Below are 14,193 nucleotides of genomic sequence, written 5' to 3'. Positions count from 1 at the left end.
CCGGGGAGGCCCTAAAGGGCCTCCCCGAATCGAAAAAGACAAAAAGGAGAGGTGGCATGAAGATAGCCATGGCGGGCAAGGGCGGCGTAGGCAAGACATCGCTGACCGCATGGCTGGCCGACCGGCTGGCCCGAAACGGCAAAGACGTCTGGATGGTGGATGCGGACACGGCCCTTTCCCTGGGCCAGGCATCCGGCCTTTCCCCGGAAGCGCTTCCCGTCCCGCTCATCCGCCGCGGCGATCTGATCCGCGAACGCATTCACGCGGGCGGCTTCCTCGACCTCAACCCGGACGTGGGCGACCTGCCCGAATCCCTGGCCGTGGATATCCCCATAGCCGGTCCGGTTGCTCCCGACGTGACAACGGGCCGCAAACGGCTGCTGGTCATGGGTGCCGTGACCAACGCCGGAGGCGGCTGCGCCTGCGATGCGAACGCGCTGCTCAAGGCGCTCCTCGCCCATGTGGTCATGGAACGAGACGCCTGGGTCCTGGTGGATTTGGAGGCCGGAGTGGAGCATCTGGGCCGGGGCACCGCCGCCCACGTGAACGGTCTCGTCGTGGTCTCCGAGCCGAGTATGCGCAGTCTCCAGACCGGCGCGGAAGTCGGCCGCATGGCCCGTGATCTGGGGGTCGCCAACCAGGTCCTTGTCCTAAACCGCCATGAAAACGGCGTGCCGCCCGCCCTGGACGGCCTGCCCGACCGACGCGTGTCCATTCCGCCCCTGCCCGGCCTCATGGGACGGCAGATGACCGACGCCTCGGTCCTCGGCCTGCCCGAAACAGCCATGGTGGACAAATTGATGGACGGGCTCCTCGACATGCTTGCCCGGGGCCAAAGCGCGGCGTCCTGAAACAATCACATTTTCGGCTGATACGCGCCGATGGCGGCTTCCTTTCCCAATTTCAAAATGAAGGGAAAACCCCACGCGGGGGACGGCGTCACCGGCGGCCGCGATCCGATTCGGGTCAGGCGAACCAGGCGGGCACGAAGCGGCCGCCGCGAGCGACCTCGCGCTCAAGCCGTCTGTAATCAGGCTCGAATCCGGCCACAAAGGCCCAGTACGCCTCGGAGTGGTTCAGGTGGCGGGTGTGGCAGAGCTCGTGCAGCAGCAGATGGTCCACCAGCTCCGGGGGCAGGAACAGCAGTTTGGCGTTGAGGGAAATGGTCCCCCGAGACGAGCAGCTCCCCCAGCGGGTCCTCTGGCTGCGCACACGCAGGGCGGAGTAAGTCAGCCCGGTCCTCCGGCCGACCCGATCGAGCCACGGCAAAAGCGCTTCCCGCGCCTTCCTCACCGTATGGCGGCACAGGGCAGCGACGACCGCGTCCCTGTCCGCAAGCGGGCCGGACACCAACAGCCGGGCCGCGTTCTCCGTGACCCGGACCTTGCCGGGCCGGTCCAGGTAGCCCACCCGGACGAGCCGGTCCACTGCGCGGTACTCGATGATTTCCGGCGGCTCCGGCGGTTCGCCCGAGAGATCAACCCCGGCGGCGGTCATGCGGTCCCGGGTGCGCTCGATCCACGACCGCTTTTCCTCCAAGATGTCCGCCACCAGAGCCCTGTCGAACCTTTTGGGCGTGACCACCTCAAGACCTCGACCCGGCACCAGCTTGACCAATACCCGCCGAGCGCGCGGGTTGGCCTTGACGACCAGGGGCAGCCCCGCGAATTCCGCGCTTTTGCTCACCCGGCCAGATCCTCTTCGGTGCGTACGGCGATCCCGTTCTCCTTGAGCAGACGGGCGAAAACCCCGTCGCCCGGGACGCGCGTGGAAGAGAACGTGCCGTCATAGACCTCGCCCGAGCCGCAGGACGGTGAACGCGCCTTGAGAATCGCCTCGCGGCAGCCCGCAAGCCGGGCCAGCCGAAGTCCTTCCTCGGCCCCGCGCCGAAACTCGGCGGTGCGGTCCACGCCGTCGGCGTCCACCACCCGGTCGCCGAGAATCTCACACGCCCTGCGCGGTGTGGGCAGGCCGCCGAAAGCCTCCGGACAGAAGGGAATGGCGCGGCCCCGGCGGATCAGATTCACCACAGGCTCGAACGGTTGGGCCTCGCCGTTGTATCGACAATAGATGCCCGCCAGGCAGGCGGACACGATGATAGGTGCGTCTTTCATGGGCCGACTCTACACTTGATCTTTGCCGGGTCAAAGACCTATTGTCTTGCTCCCCGCAACCAAGGACCTCCATGACAGACGCATACAAAAAACGCCGGATGTACCTTTTCCTTCTGGTTCTGGTCATCTGCTCCGGCGCGGCCTTCCAGGGCTGGCGAACCCTGCTCAACAACTTTGCCGTGGAAGCCGCCGGGCTGGACGGCCTGGGCATGGGCGTGGTCCAATCCGTGCGCGAAATTCCAGGCTTCCTGGCCTTGCTGGCCATCTACATGATCCTGTTCATCTCCGAGCACCGGCTGGCCGCCCTATCCGTGATCGTGCTCGGCCTGGGCGTGGCCCTGACCGGGCTGCTGCCGTCCCTGACGGGCCTGGTCTTCACCACCCTCATCATGAGTTTCGGCTTCCACTATTACGAAACCATGAACCAGTCCCTGACCCTGCAATACTTCGACAGAACCGAGGCGCCCGTGGTCATGGCCCGGCTCAGGAGCATCACCGCCCTGACCAACATCACCGTGGGCGCGGTCATCTATTTCCTGGCCAAGGCCCTGGGCTACACCGAGATGTTCGCCCTGCTCGGCGGGGTGGCCGCGGTCGCGGGACTATGGGCGCTGACGCGCGACCCGTCCCGCCCGGACCTGCCGCCCCAGCTCAAGAAGATGACCTTCCGCCCGAGATACTGGCTCTTCTACGCCCTGACTTTTCTGAGCGGCGCTCGGCGGCAGATTTTCGTGGCCTTCGCCGTGTTCCTGCTGGTCTCCAAGTTCGGCTACTCCATCAAGCAGATCACCATCCTGTTCGTCTGCAACAACGTCATCAACTACTTCGCCAACCCGATCATCGGACGGTCCATCAACAAGTACGGCGAACGCGCCGTACTGACCGTGGAATACTCCGTCCTGACCTTTGTTTTCCTGGGCTACGCCCTCACCGACAGCGCGGTCCTGGCAGGGGTCCTCTATATCCTGGACAACATCGTCTTCAACTTCGCCATCGCCATCAAGACCTTCTACCAGAAGATCGCGGACCCGCAGGACATCGCCTCGGGCATGGCCGTGGGCTTCACCATCAACCACATCGCCGCCGTGGCCGTGCCGGTCACAGGCGGAATCATCTGGCTGGCCGACTACCGGCTGGTCTTCCTGTTGGCCGTGGTCCTCTCCCTGATCTCCCTGGGCCTGTCCCAACTGGTCGCCGGACAAATCCGCGCCCGCTCCGAAGGCTGATCCGCTCCCCGGCTTCGCTTTTTCCGCATCTTTTTTTGCCCCCTTTCCGCCCCATTTTCCCCATCCATGGGGCCATCTTATAATTCTCCTCCCGCGTGAATTCGTTTACGGTGTATTGAAAAACATGCACCCCTCCCCGAGGGGGCCAGCACCCGAACAAGGATCGCCATCCGATGACAAAAATACGACTGCTCTTCGTTGACGACGAGGACAACGTCCTCGCCGCGCTGCGACGCATGTTGCGAAACAAGAGGAACGACTGGGACATGACGCTGGTCAACTCAAGCCCGGCTGCGCTGGAGGTCCTGGAAAAGGCCCCCTTCGACGTCATCGTGTCCGACATCAAGATGCCGGGCATGGACGGAGCCGAGCTTCTCACCAGAGTAAAGGACCGCTATCCCGGCACCATCCGCATCGCCTTGTCCGGCCAGGTAGACCTGAACGAGGTCATCCGCTCCATTCGCTCCGTGCACCAGTACATCTCGAAGCCGTGCACCGCCGATGTCCTCATAGCCCGCATCGAGGGCGCACTGCGCTCCAAGGAGGTCCTGACCGACCGCAAGATGCTCAACCTGGTCACGGAGATCGAGGCCCTTCCGGTCATTCCCAAGATATTCCAGGAAATCCGGGACGAGCTGTCCAAGCCCGAGCCGTCCATAGACCGCATCGCCGCCTCCATCACCCGCGACGTGGGGCTCATGGCCAAGATTCTCAAGCTGGTCAACTCGCCCTTCTTCGGGCTGCCGAACCGCATCGATTCCATGCACAAGGCCATCACCATGCTGGGGCTCGAAACCATCAAGGCCCTTATCCTCTCCACCCACCTGTTCACCACCTTCGACGCGCACGCCCTGTCCGGCCTCAAGCTGAACCTGCTCTGGGAGCATTGCTTCCGGGTGGCCAACATCGCCCGGCTCATCGCCGAATGCGACAAGGCGGACAAGAACGTCATCGCCAACTGCCGCATGGCCGGGCTGCTGCACGACGTGGGCAAACTCATCCTGATAAACTATTTCCCCGACAAGTATGCACTGGTCCTGGATTCGGTCCGGAGAAACGGCGGCCCGGTCTGCGACATCGAGCGCGAAATATTCGGCACCACCCACGCGGAGATGGGAGCCTACCTCATGGGGCTGTGGGGCATGACCGACGATGTGGTCCACGCCATCGGCTACCACCACGGCCACAGGCTTTCCGACGGGTACATCCCCAACGTGGTCACCGCCGCCAACGCCATCGACCATCACTGCGTGGTCTTCCACAAGGATTACTCGCGGATCAGGATATGCAAGGCCTCGGCCCCGGACCTGTTCGACGAGAAGCGGCTGCACCTCTGGCTGGACTACATCGCGGACCGCTGGCAGACCATCGACGACTTCGACCTCGCGGACGAGACCGTCCTCGGCGAGATACTGGACAGGGGGTAGCCATGAAACCGAGGATTCTGCTTATCGACGACGAACCCAAGGTCCTCTCGGCCCTGCGCCGCCAGTTGCGCGAACTCTACGAAATAGATGTCCACTCCGATCCCGCCGAGGCCTTGAAAACCATCGACAAGACCAGGCCCTACGCGGCGGCGATCTCGGACTACCGGATGCCCGGCATGAACGGCATCGACTTTCTCAGCAGGCTCAAGGAACTCAGCCCGGACACCACCCGGCTCATGCTCACCGGCTACGCCGACCTGGACAACGCCATCCGGGCGGTCAACGACGGCAACGTCTACCGCTTCCTGACCAAGCCCTGCGAACGCGACGGCCTGCTGGGCAACGTGGCCGACGCGGTCCGCCAGCACGAGCTGGTCACGGCCAAGCGGGTCCTGCTCGAAAAGACCCTCAAGGGCAGCGTGGACCTGCTCGGCGAGATCACCTCGCTGGTCAACCCTGAGGCGGGAGAACGCATCAACCGGGTGCGCCGCTACGTGCGCTACTTCGCCGAGCAGAAAGGGGTCAAGGACCTCTGGCGGTACGACATCGCGGCCATGCTCTGCCAGCTCGGCACGCTCATCCTGCCGCCCGGCACCCTGGAAATTCTTGAAAAGGGCCGCAAACTCACCCCCGAACAGACACAGTTGTGGGAGATGCACCCCGCGGTGGCCCAAAGCCTGGTCGCCAAGCTGCCACGGCTGCAATCCATCGCGGACATGATCGCCTACCAGCTCAAGGGGTATGACGGATCAGGCACCCCCAGGGACGGCGTCAAGGCGGACGACATTCCGCTGGGCGGGCGCATTCTCAAGATATCCCTCGACTACGACCTGGCCCGGCAGCGCGAAAAGACCCCGCAAAAGGCGTTCCTCAGCCTGGAAAGGGACCTGGACGCCTACGATCCGGAACTCATGTACTATTTGGAAGGGATGCTCGGGGTGGAGGCGCGCTACGCCATCCGCACCCTCCCGCTCGAAGGGCTCACCCCCGGCATGGTCCTGCACGAGGACGTGTCCTCCAACCAGGGCGCCCTGCTCCTGTGCAAGAGCGTGGAGCTGACCAAGGACAAGATCGACCGGATGCACATGTTTGCGCACACGGTCGGCATCCCCAAGACGTTCACCGTGCTGGTGCCGGAGACCCTGAACTGACGGCTGACGGCCGGGCAGATGCGCGGTCGGAAAAACGGCGTCTATCCCGCCGGGGGCTCCTCGAAGGGCAGGCGGACCGTAAAGGTCGCGCCCTCGCCCTCGGCGGTATCGATTTCGATGGCCCCGCCGTGCATTCCGACCACCACGCTCCGGGCGATGGCCAGCCCCTGGCCCGTGCCCTTGCCCACCTCCTTGGTGGTGAAGAACGGGTCGAACGCCTTGGCCGCGACTTCCGCCGACATGCCCGTGCCCGTGTCCCTGACCACCAACACGGCGGACTCCCCTTCCGAGAAGGTCCTGATGTAGATGGTTCCCTGCTGGTCGCCCCCGGCCACCTTGGTCTCGATGGCATGGGCCGCGTTGACGATGAGGTTCAGGACCACCTGGGCGACCTCGCCCTTGAGACAGAACACCGGAGCCAGGGATTCATCCGGGACGAACTCCATGCCCGCCACATACTTCCATTCATTGGTGGACACCGTGATGGCGTTGCGCACGATCTCGTTGAGGTCGTGGAACGCCTTGGTCAGCTCGCCGGGATAGGCCAGTTGCCGAATGGAGCGGACGATCTCGGCTATGCGCTTGAGCCCGGCCGAGGATTCCTCAAGGGCGCTCGGCACGTCATCAGCCAGGTACGCCATTTCCTCCTCGTCCAGGGCATTCCCAGCCCGCTCCCGGTACCCTTCGTCCGGGAACAGGTCCGGCCGCTCGGAGACCATACGCGCCAGCTCGCGGCACCGCTCGATGGTTCCGGCATAGGTCTCGAAGGCGTCGCTCAGGAACTGGAGGTTGGAGGTCACGTACTGAGTCGGCGTGTTGATCTCGTGGGCGATGCCCGCGGCCAGCTCGCCGATGGATTCGAGCTTTTGCGACTGGCGAAGCTGCGACTCCACCGCCATCTGCTCGGTGATGTCGCGCCCCACGGCCACGAACCCGATAAGCTCGCCCGCGTGGTTGCGGATGGGGCCGATGCTCGATTCCAGGGTGTACCGCTCGCCGTTCTTGCGCCGGTTGACGATGCGCCCCTTCCAGACCCTGCCGCCGGTGATGGTCTCCCATGTCTCCGAAGAAAACTTGCCGGTGCGCTCCCCGCCTTGGAGCAGACCCGATATCCGCCCCACGGCCTCGCTCCGAGAATAACCCGAAACCGCCTCGAAGGCCGGATTCACATAAGTCATGATCCCGTTCAGGTCGGTCATGACGATCATCTCCGCCGCCTGGTCGATGGCCGCTGTCAGACGGCTCATGGCCATCTGGGCCTCCTTGATCTCCGTGATGTCGGTAAAGGTATGGATGTTCCCGGAAGGCTCGCCCTTGAGGTTCCCCATCTCGACAACCTGCCACAGGGCCCAGACGAATTCCCCGTTGCCGGACAGGAGCCGCAGCTCGACCTTGTCCGTGGCCGGGCCGACCCGTTCCAGCCAATGCTTCCAGACCAGCTTGCGGTCTTCGCGATGCACGCTGTTGAGCCACCCCTGGCCCGCCAACTGGACCTCGGTGGCCCTGGTCATCTCATGCATCTTCTCGTTGGCGTACAGCAGATTCCCGGCGATGTCCGTGATGATGATGGCCACGGGAGACGCCTTGGCCAGCCCGCGAAAACGCTCTTCGGATTCACGCTGAGCCTTGTTCGCCTTATGGATGCGGGTGGCGTCGTTGCCGATGCACAGCAGCTCGGCGGGACGGCCCTGGTCCATGACCAGCTTGACCGTCCAGGAGACATATCCGTCCCGCCCGTCCGCCATGCGCACGGGAATCTCGTTTTGTCGGCCTTCGCCGCCGATGAGTTCCACCACCGCCTCCAGTCCCTCACCGGTAGCGTCCAGCATGAAAAAAGGCATGAGCTTGCGCCCCAGAAGCTCTCCGTCCTTTCCGGCCAGAAAGCTCCGGGCAAAGGAGTTGGCAAAGGTAATCTCGCCCTCCTCGTTGATGCGCAGGATCAGATTGTTCGCGCCCTCCACCAGGTCGCGGTAGCTTTCCTCGCTCACCTCGATGTCCCGTATGAACGGCTCGCTGACCTTGAAGAACAGAAAAACGCCGAGCACGGTCAGGCCCACACCCACGAAAAACACGTTCAGGTTGGCCCGGATGAAGGGCGCGCGGATTTTGTCCAGGTCGATCTGGGCCACCAGACCGAACCGTTTCCCGCCCAGGGACAGAGGCGCGTAGGCGGCCAGCACTTCGCCGCCCATACGGTCCGGCCCCACAAAAGTTCCGCTTTCCCCGGACAAAGCCCGCATCATGGGCTCCACCCCGGTCGCGGCCGGGGACACTCCCGTGCCGGAGGCGAACTCGCTCACGCCCTTGCCGTTGACCAACAGGTAGCGGACATTCCCGCCGTCGAGTCTGGCCACGGCGAACTCGCCCGACCGGCTCTCCAGCCCGAGGCGGCGCTGGGCGTGCGCCAAACGATCGAGAATGGCCTCGCGGGTGACGACGGAACCGTCCGGATTTCCCCCCGCCGGTGTCATCCTGCTCATCTCGACGACGAGGGCGACCTGGCTTCGGACCACGTCCTGAAGCCTGACTCCCTCCTCCTTCATGGCCGTATGAAACAAAAACCGCGTTCCATATATGGACACCGCCGCCACCAGCGCCACCATGATGAACGACAACGACAACACCCTGCGATTCCGTCCCCGCATCCGTCTACCTCCACGATCTCGGGCTTCCCGACAGGATGTCACACTTCGCGTCATTATTCCTTTATTATTTGGAATCCTGACGGATCAGGGCTACAAAGAGCATTGGTCCTACGCCGGGCGGTTGACTTCCTGCACAAAAATGAAGCATTTTAGATCATGATGAACCGGGGGCCGCGCCCCCGAACCGGAGAGGCGAATGAATACAATGGGGCCGGGGCTGCCCAGGGTCTTTTTGCAAACGGGCGACTGCTTCATCGGGGTGCAGCCCACCCTGGTGACCACCATTCTCGGGTCGTGCCTGGCCGTGACCATCCACGCGCCCGGAATGGGCATCGGCACGATCTGCCACGCCTTTCTGCCGGACAGCACGGCGTCGCCCCACCACCCCCATGGCGCGGAGCCGCAAATCTGCCGGTTCGTGGACACGGCCTTGCAAAACATGCTCGAAACAATGGACAAAATCGGCGTGCCGCGCAGAGACCTGGTCATCAAGATGTTCGGCGGGGGCCAGGGAGTGGCGATCGGCAACGTGGAGCCTCCGGGCTCCTACAACGTCGGCAGGCGCAACGTCGAGATGGCCAAGAAGCTGCTCAAGTTCGCCCGCCTGGACATCCGGGCCCAGGACATCGGCGGACCGCAGGGGCGCAAGCTCATGTTCAACACCCTGACCGGCGACGTCTGGGTCAAGAAACTGGCCAAGGCCCAATTCTCCGGCGACGGCAACGGCCCGACCGGCTCCGGATTTTGATCGGAGCGAATCGATAACGTCTCAGTCATCAAGGAAGCAAGCCGACCATGCGCATTCTCATGTTCGCCATCAACGACCCGGCCGGAACAGCCATCCAGTTCTGCAAGGCGTTGAACCGTCATACCGGGCACTCCGCCCGGCTCGTCACCCTGGAGACCCGTTACACCCACGGTTGGGAAAAGGATCTGCACATCCCGGACCTCGGCCCCGACGGCATGGAAGAGGTCTCCATCCTCATGCGCGAGGCCGACGTCTTCCACTTCCACATGACCTGCGACGAGAACCAGTCCTTCGGCGGCCTGAAGCCCGCCGACCACATCAAGGGCAAGGCTGTGGTCCACCATCACCACGGGCACCACGACTTCCGCTCCAATCCCGAATCCTTCCGGGAGAAATACCGGCGGCTCAAGCGAACCAACCTCCTCGTGTCCACCCCGGATCTGCTCAAGCTCCTGCCCGAGGCGCGCTGGCAGCCCAACCTTGTGCCCATCGACGACCCGCTGCTCAAGCCCATGTGGGGCCGCTTCGACGACCCCGGCCAGCTCAAGGTCTGTCACTCCCCCACCCGCCGGGACCTCAAGAACACCGAGGAATTCATGGCGGCGGTCAAATACGTCAACCGGCGCAACGTCTATCTTTCCGTGGACCTCATCGACGACGTGCCCAACCAGGATTGCCTGGCCCGCAAACGGCGCTGCCACGCCCTGTTCGACCACATGCAGGGCTACTACGGCGTATCCAGCCTGGAGGGGCTCTCCCAGGGGCTGGCCGTCATCGCCGGACTGGACGACTGGAATCGAGCCCGCATCGCCGAGTTCGCCGGGACCGGGGACCTGCCCTGGCTGACGGCGACCGGCCAGGACGACCTGGCGGAACTCCTGCTCAGGCTGGCCAAGGACCGGGAGTTCTGCGAACGCACCGGCGAGGAGAGCCGCGGCTTCATGGAAAAATGTTGGTCGGACCGGCGCATAGCCCTTGAGCTGGCCGCCTTTTACGACAGCCTCAGTTAGGGGCCGGCTTTGCCTTTGGACGACAATTCCAGTATAGCCCTCTAGAGTTTTCAATCAGCGAGGGGTACGCATGTCCAAAACGTTCAGGCACTTGTTTCTTTTCCTGGCGGTCTGCGCCGTGACCGCGCTTGCCGCCGAACTCCTTTCCGCCCGGCAGGGCCTGGCCGAAAACGCCGCGCGCCACCAGGTGCGCATGGCCGTCGATTTCACCGTCCTGCCCATGGTCATGCCCGACGGCAGCGAATTCCCGGTCGCGCCCGGCCTTTCCCCTGACGCATCCGCTGCCACATCCTCCGTGAAGACAGAGGAATCAGCCTCCGCCGAACATACCGAAAAGCCCAAAGCCGAACCGGCTCCCGCCCCCGCGCCCGTGGTGGGCGAGACCCCGGCCATGGCCCCTTCCGAAGGCCCCGGCCTGATCCGTGCCGTGAGCCTGAACGAGACCTCGCAGGGGTTCGGCATCGTCGTGGTCGCCGATCGCGCCCTGGGCGATACCGCCATCATGAACCTGAACGATCCCAACCGGCTGGTGGTCGACATCCTGGGTACGTGGCGACACAAGGGCGACAGCGTGATCCGGTCGGAAGGCGTCGTCAAACATCTGGTCATGGGCGAACATCCGGACCGCTTCCGCATGGTCGTCCACTTCCGCACGCCGCCGGAGGAACCGGTTCGGCCCGACATCCAGAAAGCGGGAGAGGAGCTTCATGTGCTGGTCGCCCTGCCCTGAACCCCGGCTGTTACGCAATTGTCACAAACGGGTCATTGACTCGTAACTCCATCGGGTTACTCGTGTTGCGTTACGCCACAAGCGGAACACATCTTTTTTATTTGCCACGGAGCACGAACAATGACGACGACCATAAAAGTGTCTTCCACCAACCTGGATTTCCACTACGGAGACTTCAAAGCGCTGGAAGACATAAGCATCGACTTCGAGTCCAACAGGGTCACCGCACTCATCGGACCGTCCGGGTGCGGCAAGTCCACATATCTTCGCTGCATCAACCGCATGAACGACCTCATCCCGGGTACCCGGGTGGACGGCAAGATGACCCTGGACGGCCAGGAAATCTACGCCCCCGGCCTGGACGTGGTGTCCCTGCGCCGACGCATCGGAATGGTCTTCCAAAAGCCCAACCCCTTCCCCAAGACCATTTTCGAGAACGTGGCCTACGGCCTGCGCGTCAACGGCGTGAAGGACAAGCAGTTCATGGAACAGAAGGTCGAGGAGAGCCTACAGGGCGCGGCCCTGTGGGACGAGGTCAAGGACCGTCTGCACACCTCCGCGCTGGGACTGTCCGGCGGCCAGCAGCAGCGGCTGTGCATAGCCCGCGCCCTGGCCGTGGAACCCGAGGTTCTGCTCATGGACGAACCCGCTTCCGCCCTGGACCCCATCGCCACCCAGAAGATCGAGGACCTGATCCACGAGCTCAAAAAGGAATTCACGATCATCATCGTCACCCACTCCATGCAGCAGGCGGCCCGCGTGTCCGACAGGACGGCCTTCTTCTACATGGGCAAGCTGATCGAGGTTGATGACACCAAGACCATGTTCACGAACCCCGCCAACAAGCAGACGGAAGACTATATCACGGGCCGTTTCGGTTAAGCCCGGACGGCAAAGGACGCAACGCATCATGGAACAACGCGCACATTTTTCCAAAAAGCTCGAAGACTTGAAGGTCATGGTCCTGCGCATGGCGGCCCTGTCCGAGTCTGCCGTGCACAAGGCCATCCGCGCCTATCTCGAAAACGACGCGGACTTGGCCGAATCGGTCATCGTCGGCGACGAAGCCATCAACGAGATGGAAGACGACATCGACAACTTCAGCCTGGAACTCCTCGCCCTTGACCAGCCCATGGCCGTCGACCTGCGAACCATCGTCGGCGCGCAGCGCATCACGGTCAACCTGGAGCGGCTCGGCGACGAGGCGGTCAACCTGGCCCATCGGGCCATCTTCCTGTCCACCAGGCCGCCCATGCCCCACAACCCCAAGATGGAAGACCTGTCCAACACGGCGAAGAAAATGCTCTCCGAATCGCTCAAGGCCTACGTGGACGACGACGTCTCCCTGGCCGGACAGGTCTGCCGCATGGACGACAAGGCCGACGACCTGACTATCGCCATCCTGCGGCAGATGGTGGCCGACATGGTCGCCGAATCCCGCATCGTGGAACGGGGCGTGCACGCCATCATCGGCGCGCGCCACCTGGAACGCATCGGCGACCTGGCGACCAACGTGGCCGAAACCGTTGTCTTCATCGTGGAAGGCACCAGCATGAAACACAACTGCCGGGGCTGATCCTCTCCCGCATTGCACAAAAAAACCCGCACGGTCCGGCTTGGGACTGTGCGGGTTCTCTTTTCCGGACGGACCTGATTCAGACGCGATCCAGCTCCGCCAGCAGTTCGGCGACGCACTCTTCGAGACAGACCAGCATCCCGGCGCAACGCGCGCACTCGCCCGCCTTGGCGCTCCGTTCCATGTCGATGGCGGCCTCGCGAACGGCTTCGGCTCGCAGCGTCGCGACCACGCTCTTCAACGTATGGCTGTTCAGGGCCACTGCGCGCAAATCCTCCTCGGCCACCCCCTGCCGCACGGCATCGAGCCGACACCGGATTTCTTCGGCCGCCTTGGCCAGCAGGGGAGCGAATTCCTCAAGGGTGAGCCCCAAGGCCCGGCTGGCTTCGGCCGGATCAAAAACGGCTCCATTCCGGGCCGGATTTCCTTCGCGTCTGGAAACATCGTTCATAAGTCTCCCCCTTGCTCTCAACCATACCCCACCGCCTACCGCGAGAAAAGGGAAATCCCCTCACGCTCCGTTCCGCTCTCGGACGGCCGCTCCGCATACCACTCCTCATACCGCTCGCCCCAACGGCAGAGGTAGCCGATGACCGGCATGACGCTCTCCCCCAACTCCGTCAGGGAATACTCGACCTTGGGCGGAACCTGCGCATACACCTCGCGCCGGACCACGCCGTCCGACTCCAGCTCGCGCAACTGCTGGGTGAGCATCTTCTGGGTGATGTTCGGGATGGACCGCTTCACCTCGCTGAAACGCATGGTCCCCTCGGACCCCAACCTATGTATGATGATCGGCTTCCATTTGCCGCCGATGACCTGAAGGGTCAGTTCCACGCTGCAATAATACTTTTTTTCGCCGCAAACCTTCAGGGAACACGTCTCGCCCATGATCCTTCTCCCGGCCCGACGGACTCTCTCGGAGTGGCTGTCGACCTTACGGTATATTTTTGGTTACTATAGAACTTCGAAGTGCGTACTTGAAATTTTTTCCCCAGTAGCAGAAAACATCACTAAGATAAACAGTACCGCCCACCCCGAACCCGGAGGATGAATATGGATACCCTGGAAGCACTGTGCACCCGGCGCAGCGTACGTAAATTCGAAGACAAGCCCGTCCCCGAGGAAATGGTCCGCCAAATCCTCGAGGCCGCCATGATGGCCCCCAGCGCGGGCAATGGACAGCCCTGGCAGTTCATCGTCATCAACGAACGAGAACGGCTCGACGCCATGGCAAATCTGCACCCCTACGTGCAGATGGTCCTGCAAGCGCAGGTGGGCATCATCGTCTGCGGCGACCTGAGCAAGGAAAAATACCCGGGCTACTGGGTGCAGGACTGCGCCGCCGCCATGCAAAACGTGCTTCTCGCCGGCCATGCGCTCGGCCTGGGTTCGGTCTGGACCGGCATCTACCCCAAGGAAGAGCGCGTGGCGGGATACCGGGCCATGTTCAACATCCCCGAGCACGTCATTCCCCTCGGCTTCGCCCCCATCGGCTGGCCCGCGCAACGGCCGAAATCCGAAAGCCGCTTCAACCCCAACAGGGTTCACTACAACACCTACTAG

15 protein-coding genes are annotated in these 14,193 nt (G+C 63.2%); 10 read left to right on the top strand and 5 right to left on the bottom strand.

Annotated features, from left to right (window positions below; translation table 11 throughout):
* Window positions 1-56 precede the first annotated feature (56 nt).
* Window positions 57-851 carry an ATP-binding protein gene (locus LF599_RS01450; protein WP_269940903.1) on the top strand — a complete coding sequence of 265 codons (795 nt, stop codon included), beginning with the start codon at window positions 57-59 and terminating at the stop codon, window positions 849-851.
* A gap of 115 nt (window positions 852-966) precedes the next feature.
* On the opposite strand, the gene LF599_RS01445 is transcribed toward LF599_RS01450, so the two are convergent.
* Both LF599_RS01445 and LF599_RS01440 read right to left on the bottom strand, forming a co-directional pair.
* Window positions 967-1,686, bottom strand: a complete 720-nt coding sequence (locus LF599_RS01445) for a M48 family metallopeptidase (RefSeq protein ID WP_279522019.1) — start codon at window positions 1,684-1,686, stop codon at window positions 967-969.
* The gene (locus LF599_RS01440) at window positions 1,683-2,114 is read right to left on the bottom strand and encodes a DUF523 domain-containing protein (RefSeq protein WP_269940902.1); all 432 of its coding nucleotides are present in this window, start codon (window positions 2,112-2,114) and stop codon (window positions 1,683-1,685) included. Before LF599_RS01440 ends, LF599_RS01445 begins: the two co-directional genes overlap by 4 nt.
* Before the next feature lie 71 nt (window positions 2,115-2,185).
* Between LF599_RS01440 and LF599_RS01435 the strand changes: the two genes are divergently transcribed.
* The 3 genes from LF599_RS01435 to LF599_RS01425 all read left to right on the top strand — a co-directional run bounded on the left by LF599_RS01435 (window position 2,186) and on the right by LF599_RS01425 (window position 5,918).
* Window positions 2,186-3,340, top strand: coding sequence for an MFS transporter (locus tag LF599_RS01435; protein WP_279522018.1), 1,155 nt, complete (start codon window positions 2,186-2,188; stop codon window positions 3,338-3,340).
* Window positions 3,341-3,513: 173 nt separating this feature from the next.
* Window positions 3,514-4,767 (top strand): response regulator, encoded by a 1,254-nt coding sequence (locus LF599_RS01430; protein ID WP_279522017.1) that lies wholly within the window; start codon window positions 3,514-3,516, stop codon window positions 4,765-4,767.
* A gap of 2 nt (window positions 4,768-4,769) precedes the next feature.
* A complete protein-coding gene (locus LF599_RS01425; RefSeq protein ID WP_279522016.1) occupies window positions 4,770-5,918 on the top strand; it encodes an HD domain-containing phosphohydrolase in 1,149 nt (382 codons plus the stop codon).
* Window positions 5,919-5,959: 41 nt separating this feature from the next.
* On the opposite strand, the gene LF599_RS01420 is transcribed toward LF599_RS01425, so the two are convergent.
* A complete protein-coding gene (locus LF599_RS01420; protein ID WP_279522015.1) occupies window positions 5,960-8,563 on the bottom strand; it encodes a PAS domain-containing sensor histidine kinase in 2,604 nt (867 codons plus the stop codon).
* A gap of 196 nt (window positions 8,564-8,759) precedes the next feature.
* On the opposite strand from LF599_RS01420, the gene LF599_RS01415 reads away from it, so the two are divergent.
* The 5 genes from LF599_RS01415 (at window position 8,760) to phoU (ending at window position 12,627) form a co-directional block, all read left to right on the top strand.
* Window positions 8,760-9,311: a chemotaxis protein CheD gene (locus LF599_RS01415; protein ID WP_269940897.1), complete on the top strand. Its 552-nt coding sequence runs from the start codon at window positions 8,760-8,762 to the stop codon at window positions 9,309-9,311.
* 47 nt (window positions 9,312-9,358) lie between these two features.
* Complete coding sequence (locus tag LF599_RS01410; protein WP_269940896.1) at window positions 9,359-10,321, top strand: glycosyltransferase; 963 nt, start codon at window positions 9,359-9,361, stop codon at window positions 10,319-10,321.
* 70 nt (window positions 10,322-10,391) lie between these two features.
* Window positions 10,392-11,051 carry an AMIN domain-containing protein gene (locus LF599_RS01405; RefSeq protein ID WP_269940895.1) on the top strand — a complete coding sequence of 220 codons (660 nt, stop codon included), beginning with the start codon at window positions 10,392-10,394 and terminating at the stop codon, window positions 11,049-11,051.
* Between the two features lie 120 nt (window positions 11,052-11,171).
* Window positions 11,172-11,933: a phosphate ABC transporter ATP-binding protein PstB gene (gene pstB / locus LF599_RS01400; RefSeq protein ID WP_279522014.1), complete on the top strand. Its 762-nt coding sequence runs from the start codon at window positions 11,172-11,174 to the stop codon at window positions 11,931-11,933.
* A 28-nt stretch (window positions 11,934-11,961) separates the two neighbouring features.
* Window positions 11,962-12,627 (top strand): phosphate signaling complex protein PhoU, encoded by a 666-nt coding sequence (phoU, locus tag LF599_RS01395; protein WP_279522013.1) that lies wholly within the window; start codon window positions 11,962-11,964, stop codon window positions 12,625-12,627.
* A gap of 79 nt (window positions 12,628-12,706) precedes the next feature.
* Here phoU and LF599_RS01390 read toward each other — a convergent pair whose 3' ends face one another.
* Both LF599_RS01390 and LF599_RS01385 read right to left on the bottom strand, forming a co-directional pair.
* Window positions 12,707-13,078, bottom strand: a complete 372-nt coding sequence (locus tag LF599_RS01390) for an Hpt domain-containing protein (RefSeq protein WP_269941116.1) — start codon at window positions 13,076-13,078, stop codon at window positions 12,707-12,709.
* A gap of 35 nt (window positions 13,079-13,113) precedes the next feature.
* The gene (locus LF599_RS01385; RefSeq protein WP_279522012.1) at window positions 13,114-13,518 is read right to left on the bottom strand and encodes a winged helix-turn-helix transcriptional regulator; all 405 of its coding nucleotides are present in this window, start codon (window positions 13,516-13,518) and stop codon (window positions 13,114-13,116) included.
* 165 nt (window positions 13,519-13,683) lie between these two features.
* Here LF599_RS01385 and LF599_RS01380 point away from each other — a divergent pair, with 165 nt between their 5' ends.
* On the top strand, window positions 13,684-14,193 hold the full coding sequence (locus LF599_RS01380) for a nitroreductase family protein (RefSeq protein ID WP_269940894.1): 510 nt from the start codon (window positions 13,684-13,686) through the stop codon (window positions 14,191-14,193).

It is taken from the genome of Pseudodesulfovibrio thermohalotolerans (genome assembly GCF_021353295.2).
Lineage (GTDB): Bacteria > Desulfobacterota > Desulfovibrionia > Desulfovibrionales > Desulfovibrionaceae > Pseudodesulfovibrio > Pseudodesulfovibrio thermohalotolerans.
The sequence above is the reverse complement of the archived record's forward strand: the minus strand, read 5'-3'. Positions and strand labels throughout refer to the sequence as shown.